This window comes from Rhodococcus sp. ARP2 (assembly GCF_001029585.1).
In the GTDB taxonomy this organism is placed as follows: Bacteria; Actinomycetota; Actinomycetes; order Mycobacteriales; family Mycobacteriaceae; genus Rhodococcus_F; species Rhodococcus_F erythropolis.
This window is the reverse complement of record NZ_LEKE01000071.1, coordinates 1-15254: the sequence shown is the minus strand read 5'-3', so window position 1 is coordinate 15254 and position 15254 is coordinate 1. Positions and strand designations below refer to the sequence as shown.

Sequence of the window (15254 nt, the reverse complement as noted above, 5' to 3'; positions counted from 1 at the left end):
GTGCGATCGATGTTCTGTACACCTATCTTGACCCGAGGAGTCGTCGTGTCCATGTCTGAAGTGACGCCAGACGGAGCGGCCCCGTCGCCGGCCCCGTCCGAGGTGATGACATACCGGCAGCAGACAGTCCTGCTGGCTCCCGGCCCCGTCGAGACGTTGGAACAGCCCAAGAATCTGGTCCTGATCGGATCGATTCTCACGGTGATCGGCGTTGCGCTGCTCGGCACCGCACTCTTCGGTTCGGCCATCATGATGACCGTCCGCATCGTGCTCGCGCTCGTTGCCCTGGTTTTCCTCTTCAAGGGTCTCGGCAAACTCGGTACGTCCAAGTGGGGCAGTCAGTTCGATCTCTCGTACTGGTTGGCGTGCATCTGGCTGGCCGCGCTGATCCTGGCCGCGATCTTCGCACCGCTGCTGCCGCTCGGTGAGTACAAGGACACGGTCAAGACCTTGGCCGAGCCGGGCTTCGCCTCGCCGAGCCTGCTCTCCGATCACCCGTTGGGTACCAACAACTTCGGTCTCGACCTGCTTGCCCGCGCTTTGTTCGGTGCTCGCGCATCCTTGACCGTGGCCATCTGCGCCGTACTGATCGGCATGATCATCGGCGGCACCATCGGCGTCATGGCCGGTTACTTCCGCGGCAAGGTCGACGCAGTCGTCGGAATCCTGACCAACTCGCTGCTGGCCATTCCTTCTCTGGTGCTGTTGATCGCACTGGCCGCGGTGCTCACGTCGAACCTGCGCAACATCACCCTCGCACTCTCGATTCTCTGCATTCCCAGCATGGTTCGAATCGCCAGGGCCAACACCATCGTCGTCGCCCAACGGGAGTTCGTGCTTGCCGCGCGGGCCATGGGCGCCACCAAATGGCGCGTCATCTGGCGCGAGTTGGTTCCCAACGTCCTCGTTCCGGTCGCCGCGCTCGGCCTGGTGGCCGTCTCCGGCCTGATCGTCGCGGAAGCATCACTCAGCTTCCTCGGACTCGGTATCGCACAACCTGATCCGACCTGGGGCAACATGATTGCGGAAGGCCAGGGCGGGATCGTGGAGAAGCATCCGTTCATCGTTCTGGTTCCCGGCGTCTTCCTCTTCCTGACGGTGTTCTCCTTCAACCTCATCGGCGAGAAGTATCGGAGTAAGCTGTGACCACTTCAGTTCAGAACGGCGTTCCGCTACTGCAGGCGGACAACATCAGGACCGTATTCGCCACTCCGCGTGGCCAGTTGCGAGCAGTCGACGGTGTCTCGATCCACGTTTCCGCCGGTGAAACTCTCGGTATCGTGGGTGAATCCGGTTCCGGCAAGTCGGTTCTCGGGCGCACCATCATGGGTCTGCTGCAGAAGGGTCCGGCTCTGGACATCAGCGGGACGGTGACGTTTGCCGGCCGCGACATGTCGACCATGAAGAAGTCGGAGATGAAGCACTTCTGGGGACCCGAGATCGCCATGGTCTTCCAGGATCCGATGACCTCGCTCAATCCGTTCAAGCGCATCGGTACCCACATCACCGAATCCTTGAAGTTCCACCTGGGTCTGAAGAAGGACGCGGCCCGCGATCGCGCTGCGGAACTCCTGTCGATGGTGGGTATCCCCGAGCCCAAGCGTCGGCTCGATCAGTACCCCCACGAACTTTCGGGCGGTATGCGTCAGCGTGTGGTCATCGCGATGGCCCTGGCCTGCGAGCCGAAACTGCTGATCGCGGACGAGCCGACCACAGCGCTCGACGTGACCGTGCAGAAGCAGATCCTCGACCTGCTCGCCTCGCTCAACGACAAGCTCAACATGGCCGTCATCCTGATCAGCCACGACCTCGGTGTGGTCTCGGGACGATCGGATCGCGTCGCCGTCATGTACGCCGGGTCCGTCGTGGAAACGTCGGCCACCGAGGAGTTGTTCACTCGTCCGCGCCACCCGTACACCGAAGCGCTGATGGCCGCGATTCCGCGACTCGAATCGCCGACGCACACAGTGCTGCAGACAATTCCGGGTGGACTGCCGGACATGACGAAGCCGATCACCGGTTGCCGCTTCGCCGCTCGCTGCCGGTATGCCCAGGACGACTGCCTGACCGGCGAACCGGCTCTGGCTCCCGGCGGCCTGGGAGACAACACAACCGAAAGCCACACGTTCGCGTGCCACTACCCGGTCGACACCCCTGAAGGCACAACGGCATTGGTCGCCAACGAGAAGGCCGGCACTACCGCAGCGGGCCTCTCGCTCGCGGTGAAGGAGATGGTCTGATGACTGCAGCAACCGATACCAGGAAGCCCGAGACGGTGGACGCGGCCCTGACGGTCGAGGATCTGGTCGTCGAATTCAACGTCGGCAAGGGGCAGACCGTTCACGCCGTGTCCGGGATCAGCTTCACCGTCGCTCCGGGTGAAACCTTGGGCGTTGTCGGTGAATCCGGCTGTGGCAAGTCCACGGCGGGCCGGGCGATCATGCAGTTGCCCTCACCGACGTCGGGCTCCATTCGCCTCGGAGAGACGGAAATGACGGCACTGGGCGCGGAAGAACTGCGTCGCAGTCGCACTCAGTTGCAGATGATCTTCCAGGACCCGATCTCCTCCCTGAACCCTCGTCGCAAGGTCAAGGCTCTCATCACCGAGGGTCCGTCGATCTGGGGCGGAAAAGACAAGGCCGCCATCGAAGCTCGGGCACGCGAGGTTCTTGCCGAGGTCGGGTTGGACCCGGACATGGTGTGGGACCGGACCCCGCGGGAACTCTCGGGTGGTCAGTGCCAGCGTGTGTGCATCGCCCGCGCGTTGATGCTGGACCCCAAGGTCCTGATCTGTGACGAGCCGGTCTCGAGCCTCGACGTCTCCGTGCAGGCGCAGATTCTGAACCTGCTCGAGGATGCGAAGAAGCGTCACGGGCTGTCTTTGCTGTTCATCGCGCACAACATGGCCGTCGTGAAGAACATCAGCGACCGCGTGATGATCATGTACTTGGGCCGCGTCTGCGAAATCGTTCCCGCAGAAGACATGCAGAACCGCGCGCTGCACCCGTACACGCAGCTACTGCTGTCGTCGATTCCCGATCCTGATGCCACCGTCACCGCAGCGCAGAACGTCGAGCAGAAGGTCATCGAGCTGCCGTCGCCGCTCAATCCGCCCAGTGGCTGCCGGTTCCGTACTCGGTGCCCGCTGGCCACGGATCTATGCGCCGAGGAAGTTCCCGAACTTCGTCTCGTCCAGGGCGGTCATCAGGTGGCGTGCCACAACGTGTGACTACACGCGAAGCATGTTGCGTACGTGACCGGTTTCGTTGATCGACCCGACCCTGCGGCTTCCGTCCCGGGAGACAAGAATTCGCGTGACGGACACGTACTCGATCGGGAAGGTCAACGGACGCTCCAGCCCGAGTAGTTCCTGCAGAACGATATTGATGACGCCGCCGTGGCAGAAGATCGCCACGGTGGCGTTGTTGTCGGTTGCGGCGACGACGTCGTCGATCGCACCGAGGACTCGCGCACGAAAAGTGTCGCCGTCCACCGACTCGGGTAGCCATCCGGCCTTGATGCGCGCATACGTTTCCGGTGCGCGTTCCAAGACCTCGTGCATCGGGATGTAGTGGGGCTGCTCGTAGTCGTACTCCGCCAGACCCTCGAGCTCGGTGACCGGAAGATCCAATGCCTGCGCTACCGGGTCCGCAGTCTCGAGTGCGCGCTTCTGCGGGCTACTGAAGAGCCCGGTGATCCGGTAGGGGGCCAAAGCCGCAGGCAGCCGAAGTGCCTGCACGCGACCGGCGTCGGTCAGTGAGGGATCGGCGAAGCCTTCGGTGACCTCGGCCAGTTCGGGGAGCGCGTGTCGGATCAGGAGTAGTTGCACCCACGTCACCTTGCCATGTACAGATCGACGGCCACCACGAGGTTTCGGCCTTCGCGTTTCGCCTGGTACATGGCGGTGTCGGCGATGTCGAGCAGAGCGTCCATCTCGGCCATGGCCTGATCTACCCAGGCGACTCCGATACTGACCGTTCCGGCGAAGCCGCGGATGGATCGGGAGTGCGCCTCCTGCCTCTGTCTGATGCGTTCTGCCAGGGCAATTGCTTCCTCGAATGTGCAGTCGGCCGCGGCGACGGCAAATTCCTCACCGCCAAGTCGACCGGACAGTCCCAGTCCTTCGGTAGTGGCGAGGAGGGTGTTTCCGAACTGTTCGAGGACCGAATCTCCGGTGAGGTGGCCGAGGTTGTCGTTGATCGATTTGAAGTGGTCGAGATCGAGCATCATGACGGCGATCGATTTTCGCGCTGTGTGTTGGGTGTCGAGGAGTTCTTGCGACTGGGTCCAGAACGCATGTCGGCTCAGCGTTCCGGTCAGGGCGTCGCATTCGGCGATGCGTTGGAGTTCACGTTCAGCGCGTCGCTGTGCGCCCGTGGCGACGGCTACGGCGATGGGGGAGAGCGCCATCAAGATGACGGAGATCCTGGTGGTCACACCTTCGCTGAGCAGATGAACCGGATCGGCCAGGGCCAACCGCCCCTGGCCGGCCATGATCAGCGCCCACGCGCTCCACCCAGCCGCGAGGAGCGAAGTGCTGAACAGCGAGACGCGCATCGCGCACCACAAGAGCGCCGGCATCGGAAGCAGCAATGCGAGGGCTCCCTGCACTTCGAGGGCCAGCGGGAGGCAGGCGAGGAGGGCTGCCAGCGGCAGAAGGATCTGGGCGACCCGTCGAAGTCGCAGATTCTGCCGCACGGACGGCCCGAACGTACGACGGACGTGGTCGAACGGAGGTGCGGAAAGAAGGATGGGCAGCACGATCAGATAGGTGCACAGGTCGGCGAAGAACCAACCCACCAATTCCGTTCCCGCACCGCTTCCTTCGTGGAGTTGAGTGCGCAGCGCGCTCGCGGACCCAGCCGTGAACGACGCCAGAACCGAGACGACGAAGATTCTGGTCGTGTACTTGGTCTCGGAGATCCGCCGCGGAAAACAGCCGAGCAAGTTCGCGGCGATCAATCCTGTCGTGACGCCGACCAGATTGATCGCATTCAGTTCGAAGGCCCTCTGCACGGGGCTTCCGGTCGCAAGATCCGCCGTCAGCAGCGCGGCGCCGCCGACAGCGAGTCCGATCGGCGCAAACGAGCGTGGGTTACGAAGGAGAATGCCCAGAAGGATCGCGTTGGCGGGCCAGAAGGTCGACAGAAACCCGGGCGGACGGGCGGCGATGCCGGCGAGGGCGACAACGAGTATGGCGACGAAGATCAGCGACGAGCGCACCCGGGTTGTCGAACGATCCATGGCCAGCCTGTCGTAGAAAGCAGAAGCTGTCCGAGCCTAGCAATGATCCGGCTACTGTCCGAGTTGTACGTTGAAGTGTCATTCCCGAGGGTTCGGCTGCGTGAGGCGTCGAATCAAGTTCGCCAACTCCTCGGGCTGATCGATCATCGCGTGGTGATGCGCCGGGCGCAGGACGTGAAAACTCCCGCCGAGGTAGGTGGCGAGTTTCTGCTGCTTTGCCATCCAGGCGATGGACCAGGGAGTGGTGTGGCCAGTGTGTGCGGCAACGACGCTGAGGTCGATGTCGGGCAGTGGATGCTTGCTCGAGCGTCGTAAAGCGGTGAGCTCCAGCGCCATATCGGTGTACGCGACGTATTCGATCATCGCCGCCTCCAGATAATGAGGTTCGCGGTAGATCTTCCTGACCCATTCGAGGGTGGCTTCGGACGACCCGCTCGGCGGCACGGACTGGTTGAGGATCTTGCGCGTCGTGGTGCCGAGGAGTCGTTGGAGCCCGGTGGTGCTGAACGAAGCCGCGGCGGCCCGGGAGGCGATCAGCAGCAGGTCGCGGGGGAAAAGACGTTTCGGTTCTTTCTCGGCACTGGAATCGAGGAGCAGCATCCCCGCCGCCCGATCGGGGAACAGTCGCGCGAAGCCTTCGGCATAGAAGCCGGCGATGGAGTGGCCGACGACGACGGCCGGCCGTGCCAATCCCAGAGTGTCGAGCACGTCGCGGATCCGCTGAGCTTCGCCGCGGACGGTCGGCACTTCGGAAGACGGCTCGCTGAGTCCGAAGCCCGGGCGATCGAAGCGGACGACGGTGTGGTCCGACTGGAGATGACGCGCGCAGTCATCCCAGTCGAACCAGTTGCCCGCCAGTCCGCCGCACAGGACGACGACGGGACCGTCGCCCTCGGCAAGAACATGAAGTCGGCTCTCGCCGACCTGCAAGATCTCGCCCGGTGGTTTCACGTGGAACAATTCCGGCACGTGAGAATCCGGACTACTGACGCGGTTTCGCGAGGGGGAAGGCCAGCGTCTCGCGGATGCTGCCGCCCGTGATCAGCATGACGATTCGGTCGACGCCCATCCCGAGACCACCCGTCGGCGGCATCGCGTGTTCGAGGGCCTGAAGGAAGTCCTCGTCCAATTCCATCGCTTCTGGATCACCGCCGGCCGCGAGCATCGACTGCTCGGTGAGCCGGTTGCGCTGATCCACGGGGTCGGTCAACTCGCTGTACGCGGTTCCCAGTTCGACACCCCACGCCACGAGGTCCCACTTCTCGGCGACGCCGGGGATGCTGCGATGCGGCCGGGTGAGCGGAGACATCGAGGTGGGGAAGTTGGTGTAGAACGTGGGGAACTCCGTGTAGTCCTCGACCAGGTGCTCGTACATCTCCTGCGCGATGGCGCCGGTATCCCAGCTGGACTGGTACGGAATCTCGTTGGCGTCGCACAGCTTCTGCAGGTCTTCGAGACTCGTCTCGGGGGAGACGTCGACACCAAGCTTTTCGGCGACGGCGCCGTGCATCGTCTTCACCGGCCACTCGCCGGAGATGTCGACCTCGACCAATTCGCCGTCCGGGCCGGGTCGCATGATGATTTCGCGCCCGAACGCTGCGACGGCCGCCGCCTGGATGAGCTCGCGGCACATCCGCATCATGCCCTCGTAGTCGCTGTGCGCCTCGTAGGCCTCGAGGATCGTGAATTCGGGATTGTGTTTGAAGTCGACGCCCTCGTTACGGAACACGCGGCCGATCTCGAACACCTTCTCCATACCCGCGACGCACAACCGCTTGAGGTACAGCTCGGGTGCGATGCGGAGATAGAGGTCGAGGTTGTAAGCGTTGATGTGTGTCAGGAACGGAGCGGCGTTCGCGCCGCCGTGCACCTGCTGCAGGATCGGGGTCTCGACTTCGAGGTATCCGCGACCACCGAGTGAATCGCGCAGCGACTTCACTACGGCGCTTCGGGCCTCGAGCAGTTCGCGGGCCTTCGGGTTGAGGGCGATGTCGAGGTACCGCTGGCGGACTCGGGTCTCGGGATCCGAGAGGCCCTTCCACTTGTCCGGCAGCGGGTGCAGGCACTTGCCGTTCATGCGCCACTCGGCGGCGATGAGCGACAGCTCGCCCTTGCGGCTGCGCCCGATGGTTCCGCTCACTTCGATCAGGTCACCGAGATCGAATTCGGCAGCGAACTCCGCCAACTTCTCGCGGCCGACGTTGTCCTGGTCGACCAGAACCTGGATGTCGCCGGACCAGTCGCGCACGTCCGTGAACACGACTCCGCCGTAGTCGCGAACCCTCAGCAGGCGTCCCGCGATGCGTACGCGGGTGCCCTCCGGCGACTTCGCTGCGGCCGCGATCGTATGCGTCGGCGGATAGGCGACGGGGTAGGCGGCGATTCCTTCGTCGGCCAGTTGCGCGAGTTTGTTCATGCGCACGCGGACCTGCTCGGGTCGACGCGGACCGTTGGTCGTGAACGACGGCGCCGAGTCCGGCGGACTGCCGTCGGCGTGCAGTCCTTCGGAAGTCACCAGAGCTGCCGGCACCGCCGCATGCGTTCCGGTGTGCTTGACGACCTGGCTCGACTTGCGCCCGAAACTGGGCAGAACGACAAAGCCTTCGGCGATGGCCGACGCGAATCCGACGCGCGGCAGCTCACGGTTGTCCTCGAAGCAGAGAAAACGCGGCTCCCAATCCGGCTGGTACTTCACGTTCGAGCGGTACAGCGCTTCGAGCTGCCACCAGCGGGAGAAGAAGACGAGCACCGAGCGCCAGATGCGGAGGATCGGGCCGGCGCCGATGCGCGAACCTTCCTCGAACACCGAGCGGAAGACGGCGAAGTTGAGCGAGACCCGCACGACGCCGATCTCGTCCGAACGTGTGGCCAACTCCGAGACCATCAATTCGACGACACCGTTGGGCGCCGTCGGCTTACGGCGCATCAGGTCGAGCGAAACGCCGTTCGGTCCCCACGGCACGAGCGAAAGCATGCCGACGACGCTTTCGTCCTCCGTGCCTTCGCCCATGACGGCTTCGACGAGGAGGCAGTCGCCGTCGAGGTGATCGCCCAGTCGGCCGAGCGCCATGGAGAAGCCGCGCTCGGTGTCGGTGTCACGCCAGTCGTCCGCGCGGATGATGACGGCTGCCATGTCCTCCGGCGGGATGTCGCGATGGCGTCGCATCCGCACGGTGACGCCGTGGCGCCTGACGCGGGTGACGGCCTGGCGCACCGGGCGCATGTCGCGTCCGTTGAGGTTGAACTCGCGGGTGCGCAGGATCGCTTCGTCGCCGAGTTGCAGGACGCTCAAGCCTGCCTTCTTGTACGCCGTCGCCCCGGTTTCGCTGGCGCCCATGACGGCTGTCGCCCAGCCGTACTGCGAGGCCAGGTCCTGCCACGCTTCGATGGCGTGCGGCCACGCCTCGGGATCGCCGATGGGATCACCACTGGCGAGGCAGACGCCGATTTCGACGCGGTAGGTGATCGCGGCCTTGCCGCTCGGCGCGAAGATGACGGCCTTGTCGCGGCGGGTGGCGAAGTAAGCGAGGGAGTCGTCGGCGCCGAAGTTCTGGATCAACCCGCGGATCGCGGACTCGTCGTTGCCGGTGAGGGCGTTGTTGGAGCGTTGCGCGCGGAAGAGCGTCATAACGGCGGCGAGTAGTGCGATGGCGCCGAGGAGACCGAGGACCGTGTTGACGAAGACGCGTGGATGGCCGTCGAACACCTCGTTGTCGACCGAAGCCGCAGCGGTGACGCGGTTCAGGGCCCAGAGGAATCGTTGGTTCTGCGGCAGGTCGCCCGGGAAGAGTTCGACAAGGCCCCAACCGATCACGGTCGCGACAGCCATGCCGCCGATCAGTACGCCGAGCGCTTTCCAACCGGCGCCGCGTCGTACGCGTGTGTAGAACTCGGGCCTCGCGGCGATGAGGATTCCGATCACGACAAGCAAAACGACAGCGGCGACGGCGTTGTTCGGGTTCTTGTCGACGATCGTGGAGGCGATGTTGGTGAGGGTGATCAGCGCGAGGTAGATCGTCAGCAGCCACCAGGCGATGCGCTTGCGACTCGCGAGGGCCGCGGCGAGCAGGGCGACGACGAGCGCCCACGACAGGCTCGTATCCGGTGCGTCGAAGTAGTAGCTGTCGATGTATTCGCGTGGGACGCGGAGGATGTGCCGCAGAACCGGCGAGATGCTCCACAGGAACACCAGTACGGAGAAAACTCCGAGGATCAATCCCGAGATATGGGGAACCTGGCTGAACCGCCCTTTGCGGAATCGCCGCGCCTGGCGCGGATTTTCGGGTGGCGATTCCACCAGCTCTGCAGTGGTGTCCGATACCTCGGTCAATGGTGCCATCGAGCTTCCTCTCCTACCGGTCGATCAGATCCTCACGCTAAGTGTGGTCTGTCGTGTCCAGTTTTGTGGGAGGAGGAAGATGATTGACATGACCGACAACATTCCAGCAGTACCCATCCGCGACGAAATGATTCGGCTCGGTCAGTTTCTCAAGCTCGCGAACCTCATCGAATCGGGCGCGGAGGCCAAGGAAGTGATCGCCGACGGCATGGTTTCGGTCAACGGTGAGGTCGAGGATCGTCGGGGCCGCCAGCTTCGTGACGGCGATGTCGTCGAGATCGGCGGGATGGCCGCCAAAGTGGAAGCCCCCGCCTGATCCCGCGACTTCTGACTAACTTTCGCGAACTACGACGCCGTCCTGGTCGCTGTAGACGATCTCGCCGGGGTTGAAGGTGACTCCGCCGATTTCGATCGGCACGTTCTTCTCGCCCGAACCAGTCTGAGTGCTCTTGCGCGGGTTGGTGCCCAGCGCCTTGACGCCGATGTCGAGGGTGCGCAGGATCGCCGAGTCGCGGACAGCTCCGTTGACGATGACGCCGGCCCAGCCGTTGTCGACGCCGCGGCCGGCGATGATGTCGCCGACCAGGGCGGTGTGGATGCTCGCGTCACCGTCGACGACGAGGACTCCACCGTTGCCCGGTTCGCTGAGGGTCTGCTTCACGAGCAGGTTGTCCTGGAAGCACTTGATGGTGGTGATGGGGCCGGCAAACACTTCACGTCCACCGAACTGGGTGAACTGCGTGTCGCAGCTACGGATGTCGGGTCCGATCTCGTCGGCAAGGTCAGCGGTCGCTACAGGCTCGGTCATGCCCCACAGGATAGTCGGCGGGGCTCGGGCCTAGTTGTCGTCGGGGAGTATGCCGTTCAGCACTATGTCGGCAAGAGAATCGGCAAACGGTCCCGGGTCCGAGACGTCACGAACCGACAGCGCGAAGATGGCCGCGCCCGCCATGATGTCGAGGAGAGCGTCGGCGTCGACGCCACTTCGGATGTCGCCGCGCTCCCTCGCCGCTTCCAGTCGACGGTTCAGCTCGACGCGGACTCCGGCCAGTTGCCGCACCACGAGAACGTCGCGTAATTCCGCGTTTGTTCGCACTTCGCTCATCAGTCCGGGCGCCGCGGCCCGGGTGGCGGGAGCGGCGAACAGTGCCACCGCGCCCTGCACAAGCGCGCGAATCTGATCCGCGATCGTGCCCTCGGCGCCGAGTTCGGTGTCGATGTCCGCGCCCTGTTCGACGTCGAGCACGGGGTAGATCGCGTCGTTGACGATGTGTGCCTTCGACGGCCACCGACGGTAGATGGCCGGACGCCCCACTCCGGCACGCGTGGCGATGGCGTCGATGGACGTGCCGGCGTACCCCTTTTCTTCCAACAGTTGCCTGGTCGCGTCCAGTACTGCGTCGTCGATTGCAGGGTTTCGCTGCGGGCCCAGGCGGTGCTGAGTTTCGGAATCTTTGGACATTTTGGGCAAATCCCTTGCGGTATCGCTGTGATGGCCGTTACATTCTGTCACGGCTTTAGTCGATACATATTGTATCGACTATCGGCACGTGCGCATCGGCGCCACCGAACCACGAGGAGTGGTGATGAACCTTCGAACCGAAACAGAAACCTCAGGCGAAGATCCCGACTACGCCGAATTCGCCAGGCCCGGCGAATCCCGCAACGACCCGGCCGAGATGCGACGCAGCCTCGAAGGCTGGCTCGCGACCGTGCTGTGGCGAGGCTCGAAACCTTCCGTGACCTCGGTCGAGGTGCCGGCTGCGAACGGCATGTCCAACGAGACCGTGCTGTTCGATGCGACGTGGATCGAGGACGGGGTTCGAGCCGAGCATCGCCTGGTCGCCCGCATCGCCCCGCGAGACAGTGCGGTGCCGATCTTCCCGTCGTACAACCTGGACCAGCAGTTTCGGGTCATGAGCGCCGTCGCAGCTCATACGTCGGTGCCGATCCCGCGCGTGTACTGGTCCGAGAGCAACCCGGACGCGCTCGGCGGCGAGTTCTTCGTGATGGAACGGCGCGACGGCGAAATCCCGCCAGACGTCATGCCGTACACGTTCGGATCCTGGCTCTCGGAGGCTTCAGCGGACGACTGTTCTCGGCTCCAGCAGTCCTCGGTCCGAGTGCTGGCGGAGTTGCACGCTATGGCCGATCCACACCTCGCTCTCCCCGAGTTGTGTCGCGATGGTGCCGAACCGACTGGGGCAGAAGCTCTTCGCGTGCACCTCGAGGACCAGCGACGCTATTACGAGTGGGCAACAGCCGACGGACCAGGATCTCCGTTGATCGAGCGCGGCTTCGACTGGATCGAAGCGAACTTTCCCGCCGATGCCGGTTCCGCAGTGCTCTGCTGGGGTGACTCGCGGATCGGAAATGTCATCTACCGCGACTTCGAACCAGCGGCGGTCCTCGACTGGGAGATGGCCACACTGGGGCCGCGTGAACTGGACCTCGGCTGGATGATCTTCCAGCACAGGTTCTTCGAGGATCTCGCTGCCATGGCCGGACTCCCCGGAATGCCGGACTTCCTTCGTCGCGAGGCCGTGGCAGAGGTCTACGGCTCGCTTTCCGGCCACCAGGTTGCGGATCTAGATTTCTACATCGTGTACGCCGCGCTGCGGCATGCGGTGATCATGTTCCGAGTCCAAAGTCGCGCAGTGGCTTTCGGTCAGGCGGAATTCCCCGACAATCCGGACGAGATGATCCTGCACCACAAGACACTCGAAGCCATGCTCGACGGCACCTATTGGGAATCGCTCGCTACAGCCACGCTCACAACAGCGTCGGTCGCAACAGGAGATGCACGATGACACTGTCCCCGCTCGACGACTACCCGGTACATCAGATCGCCGAGACCATCCGCCACGTGGGCATCTCGGATCGAAACTTCTACGACCGCTACTACTTCAACTGCCATGCCGGCGTCGACGGCGACAGCGAGCCGCTGTTTCTCATCATCGGTCTCGGTCAGTACCCCAATCTTGGTGTGTGCGACGGCTTTGCGGTTCTTCGGCGCGGCGACGACCATATCGTCTTCCGGGCATCCCGCGCCTTGGGTGACGATCGTATGGACCTGTCAGTAGGCCCGTTGAGGATCGAGATCATCGAGGGTCTGCACCGTCTGCGGGTGGTGTTGGACCCGAGTCCCGAAGCGCCGGACCTGAGCTTCGACCTCACCTTCGAGTCCGACGGCCCCGCCAATCTCGAGGCCAGACATTTCCATCGCCAGCTCGAACGAGTCACCTTCGACACGCAACGATTCGTGCAGACCGGAACATGGTCCGGATCCCTGACCGTCGACGGCGACGTCATCCCGGTCACCCCGGAGACGTGGCGGGGTAATCGCGATCGATCCTGGGGTGTTCGACCGGTCGGCGAGGCGGAACCTCCTGGACGCAAGGCGGATCCGTCGATCGCCGGTAGTCAGAACTTCTTCTGGATCTACTCGATCATGCAATTCGGGGACTTCACCGTGGTCACGGTCGTTCAAGAGGATCAGCAGGGACGCCGAATTCTGGAGGATGCGACACGCGTCTGGGCGGATCGTTCGCGCGAGCCGGAGTGGTTGGGTCGACCGGACCACCAGCTCACCTTCATTTCCGGCACCCGCGAGGTGAAGAGCGGAACTCTGTACTTCCGGCGTCCCGGTGCACCAGGAGAATCCGACCACATCCTGGAGATAACCTGCGAACCGATTCTGCCCAACTACATCGGTGTCGGTACGGGCTACGGACTCGAGCAGGATTGGCGCCACGGGATGTGGCAGGGAGAACTGGTGGTTCAGGGCCTGCGAGAGAAGGTTTCGGACATCGAACCGTGGAAGAAGATGCTGTGCCCGGTCGACAATTTGGCCCGGTTCACCCTTGTAGAAGACGGCGTAACCCGCACCGGGACAGGCCTGTTCGAAGTAGCAGTCATCGGACCCCATCAGCGATACGGGTTCACCGGAATCGGTGACGTCGCACCGTAACTCCGGCTCGCCAAACCACAAATCCCAAACTACAGAGAGAGGTACTGCCACATGTCCACACGCTCACGAATGTTGTTCGCTCGCACTGCGAAGGCCGCCGCACTTGTTGTCACCGGAGGTCTGTTGTTTGCCGCTCCCGCCACGGCCATCCCGCTCGACTTGGGCTCTCTCAACACGGGATCGGTCGATCTCGGCTCGCTCGATCCTGTGCTCGCGCCGACACCGAACTTGGCCTCCGTGGCCAACTTTCGCGACGTCGCCGGCAATGACGGTAGGGGATACGCCACCGTCGACGGCTCGCACCTCAAGCGCGGCGTCATCTACCGGTCCAATGCGCTGACCGCGACCAGCGATGCAGACAAGGCGACGCTCACCGGCCTCGGACTTGCCGACGCCTATGACCTCCGCGGTTCAACCGAGATCTCCAACCCGTTCATCGGTGGCGCGGACAAGCTCCCGGACGGTGTGACGTACACGAACATCCCCATCGAGTTCAAGGATCTCACTCAGCTCGCCACAACGATCAAGTCGCCGGAAGAGGCCAAGCAGTTCTTGGTCGACACCAACCGCAGTTTTGTCACCGACCCTGTGCGCCGCGCCGGCTTCAAGCAGGTTCTCTCGGACATCGCTGCTGGTGACGGGGTGCAGTTGTTCCATTGCACTTCAGGCAAGGACCGCACGGGTTGGACCGCGATGTTGTTGCAGTCCATCGCGGGTGTCCCCGCCCAGACGATCATGGACGACTATCTGTTGAGCAACACCTACCTTCAGGCGACCAACGAGAAGATCCTTGCGCAGATCTCTCAGGCTCTGAGCCCGCAGGTAGCGACCAATCTCGAGCCGGCCCTCGGTGTCGATGCGTCGTACCTGGAAGCTGGACTCGCGCAGATAGCCAGCGATTACGGAACCGTCGACGGTTATCTCACCGAAGGTCTCGGACTCACTGCGGACACGATCGCACTTCTGAAGGCCAAGCTCGTCGACTAGTTGCGCGCCGCTAAAACGCTTGAACGAACGAGTACCAGTCGCCGTCGAACTCCTGGTATCCGATCTCGCCGTCGCGGCGGGGCTTGCCGAGATATGGTGCGCCGTCGGGTAAGTACGCCAATCCGATCGAATCGATCAGACCGCCCTCGATGTGGAAGCGGCACCCGTTGCCGACGGGCCAGACCTGCAGGACCCGGTAGACGCCAATTGTTTGGTTGTCCAACGACTTCTGGCAATCCGCGGCCACTGCTTCGAGCGAATCTTTCGACAATGCAAACGCAACACGAGAAGGGACGGACAAGGTCACGAGCGCACCGGTGACGAGGACTATCACCGGCGCGATCGTGCTCAACCGGAGCGTTTTGTACTTCATCCAACCAATCAGGCTGAGTATCAACCACACTCCACCCAAACCGAGTAATACCGAGGCGGCGAGCGCAAAGAATGGAAAGTACACAACCGGCGGCATGAAGGACCACACGATGACGCCGCATGTGAGAGCGACAAGTACTGCGGTGACAATCGCTGTCACCTTCCACCAGGATGCCGGACTTCCACGCTCAGTTGTCGGATCACCGTCAGTCATCGGATCACCCTTGCACAAGGCAGTAATTGTGGGGTGGCAACGAATGGAATTGTTGCCACTGGTTTACGTCGAGGCCGTCGTGCGTTGAACCGAGAATTGGTCACTTTCAGCGCCGGCTATCTCTCTGA

Annotated in this window: 14 protein-coding genes; 7 read left to right on the top strand and 7 right to left on the bottom strand. The window is 63.2% G+C overall.

The annotated features are described in order from the left end of the window. The first annotated feature begins 51 nt into the window (after positions 1–51). From ABX74_RS19790 to ABX74_RS19780, 3 genes are read left to right on the top strand one after another with little or no spacing between them, the layout of a single operon-like run. Complete coding sequence (locus ABX74_RS19790) at positions 52–1146, top strand: ABC transporter permease (protein ID WP_020968023.1); 1095 nt, start codon at positions 52–54, stop codon at positions 1144–1146. Continuing rightward, positions 1143–2240: an ABC transporter ATP-binding protein gene (locus ABX74_RS19785; RefSeq protein ID WP_020905655.1), complete on the top strand. Its 1098-nt coding sequence runs from the start codon at positions 1143–1145 to the stop codon at positions 2238–2240. The genes ABX74_RS19790 and ABX74_RS19785 overlap by 4 nt, the downstream gene beginning before the upstream one ends. Beyond that, positions 2240–3229 carry an ABC transporter ATP-binding protein gene (locus ABX74_RS19780; RefSeq protein ID WP_020905656.1) on the top strand — a complete coding sequence of 330 codons (990 nt, stop codon included), beginning with the start codon at positions 2240–2242 and terminating at the stop codon, positions 3227–3229. Before ABX74_RS19785 ends, ABX74_RS19780 begins: the two co-directional genes overlap by 1 nt. On the opposite strand, the gene ABX74_RS19775 is transcribed toward ABX74_RS19780, so the two are convergent. The 4 genes from ABX74_RS19775 to lysX all read right to left on the bottom strand — a co-directional run bounded on the left by ABX74_RS19775 (position 3230) and on the right by lysX (position 9583). Then, complete coding sequence (locus tag ABX74_RS19775; protein ID WP_041815480.1) at positions 3230–3829, bottom strand: histidine phosphatase family protein; 600 nt, start codon at positions 3827–3829, stop codon at positions 3230–3232. It abuts the gene before it with no gap. 5 nt (positions 3830–3834) lie between these two features. Continuing rightward, the gene (locus ABX74_RS19770) at positions 3835–5244 is read right to left on the bottom strand and encodes a GGDEF domain-containing protein (protein WP_020905658.1); all 1410 of its coding nucleotides are present in this window, start codon (positions 5242–5244) and stop codon (positions 3835–3837) included. Between the two features lie 78 nt (positions 5245–5322). Beyond that, complete coding sequence (locus tag ABX74_RS19765; protein ID WP_080909343.1) at positions 5323–6213, bottom strand: alpha/beta fold hydrolase; 891 nt, start codon at positions 6211–6213, stop codon at positions 5323–5325. A gap of 13 nt (positions 6214–6226) precedes the next feature. Beyond that, positions 6227–9583, bottom strand: coding sequence for a bifunctional lysylphosphatidylglycerol synthetase/lysine--tRNA ligase LysX (gene lysX / locus ABX74_RS19760; RefSeq protein ID WP_047889516.1), 3357 nt, complete (start codon positions 9581–9583; stop codon positions 6227–6229). An 88-nt stretch (positions 9584–9671) separates the two neighbouring features. Here lysX and ABX74_RS19755 point away from each other — a divergent pair, with 88 nt between their 5' ends. Beyond that, entirely contained in the window at positions 9672–9899 is a 228-nt protein-coding gene (locus ABX74_RS19755) for an RNA-binding S4 domain-containing protein (RefSeq protein ID WP_003943569.1), read from the top strand. Between the two features lie 15 nt (positions 9900–9914). Here the strand turns inward: ABX74_RS19755 and rraA are convergent, their stop codons facing one another. Both rraA and ABX74_RS19745 read right to left on the bottom strand, forming a co-directional pair. Next, a complete protein-coding gene (rraA, locus tag ABX74_RS19750; protein ID WP_003943552.1) occupies positions 9915–10391 on the bottom strand; it encodes a ribonuclease E activity regulator RraA in 477 nt (158 codons plus the stop codon). Between the two features lie 30 nt (positions 10392–10421). Continuing rightward, a complete protein-coding gene (locus ABX74_RS19745; RefSeq protein ID WP_020968028.1) occupies positions 10422–11045 on the bottom strand; it encodes a TetR/AcrR family transcriptional regulator in 624 nt (207 codons plus the stop codon). 124 nt (positions 11046–11169) lie between these two features. Here ABX74_RS19745 and ABX74_RS19740 point away from each other — a divergent pair, with 124 nt between their 5' ends. From ABX74_RS19740 to ABX74_RS19730, 3 genes are read left to right on the top strand one after another with little or no spacing between them, the layout of a single operon-like run. Next, positions 11170–12393, top strand: coding sequence for a phosphotransferase family protein (locus tag ABX74_RS19740; RefSeq protein ID WP_047889518.1), 1224 nt, complete (start codon positions 11170–11172; stop codon positions 12391–12393). Beyond that, positions 12390–13553 carry a hypothetical protein gene (locus tag ABX74_RS19735; RefSeq protein ID WP_047889515.1) on the top strand — a complete coding sequence of 388 codons (1164 nt, stop codon included), beginning with the start codon at positions 12390–12392 and terminating at the stop codon, positions 13551–13553. Before ABX74_RS19740 ends, ABX74_RS19735 begins: the two co-directional genes overlap by 4 nt. A gap of 51 nt (positions 13554–13604) precedes the next feature. Next, on the top strand, positions 13605–14540 hold the full coding sequence (locus ABX74_RS19730; protein WP_020968031.1) for a tyrosine-protein phosphatase: 936 nt from the start codon (positions 13605–13607) through the stop codon (positions 14538–14540). Between the two features lie 10 nt (positions 14541–14550). Here ABX74_RS19730 and ABX74_RS19725 read toward each other — a convergent pair whose 3' ends face one another. Then, positions 14551–15126, bottom strand: a complete 576-nt coding sequence (locus ABX74_RS19725) for a hypothetical protein (RefSeq protein WP_047889517.1) — start codon at positions 15124–15126, stop codon at positions 14551–14553. Positions 15127–15254: the final 128 nt, after the last annotated feature.

What these genes read in the sequence shown, in the direction of transcription:
- ABX74_RS19790 (WP_020968023.1), top strand. Translation starts at nt 52, where the DNA reads ATGTCTGAAGTGACGCCAGACGGAGCGGCCCCGTCGCCGGCCCCGTCC.
- ABX74_RS19780 (WP_020905656.1), top strand. Translation starts at nt 2,240, where the DNA reads ATGACTGCAGCAACCGATACCAGGAAGCCCGAGACGGTGGACGCGGCC.
- ABX74_RS19770 (WP_020905658.1), bottom strand. Translation starts at nt 5,244, where the DNA reads ATGGATCGTTCGACAACCCGGGTGCGCTCGTCGCTGATCTTCGTCGCC.
- lysX (WP_047889516.1), bottom strand. Translation starts at nt 9,583, where the DNA reads ATGGCACCATTGACCGAGGTATCGGACACCACTGCAGAGCTGGTGGAA.
- ABX74_RS19755 (WP_003943569.1), top strand. Translation starts at nt 9,672, where the DNA reads ATGACCGACAACATTCCAGCAGTACCCATCCGCGACGAAATGATTCGG.
- rraA (WP_003943552.1), bottom strand. Translation starts at nt 10,391, where the DNA reads ATGACCGAGCCTGTAGCGACCGCTGACCTTGCCGACGAGATCGGACCC.
- ABX74_RS19745 (WP_020968028.1), bottom strand. Translation starts at nt 11,045, where the DNA reads ATGTCCAAAGATTCCGAAACTCAGCACCGCCTGGGCCCGCAGCGAAAC.
- ABX74_RS19740 (WP_047889518.1), top strand. Translation starts at nt 11,170, where the DNA reads ATGAACCTTCGAACCGAAACAGAAACCTCAGGCGAAGATCCCGACTAC.
- ABX74_RS19735 (WP_047889515.1), top strand. Translation starts at nt 12,390, where the DNA reads ATGACACTGTCCCCGCTCGACGACTACCCGGTACATCAGATCGCCGAG.
- ABX74_RS19730 (WP_020968031.1), top strand. Translation starts at nt 13,605, where the DNA reads ATGTCCACACGCTCACGAATGTTGTTCGCTCGCACTGCGAAGGCCGCC.
- ABX74_RS19725 (WP_047889517.1), bottom strand. Translation starts at nt 15,126, where the DNA reads ATGACTGACGGTGATCCGACAACTGAGCGTGGAAGTCCGGCATCCTGG.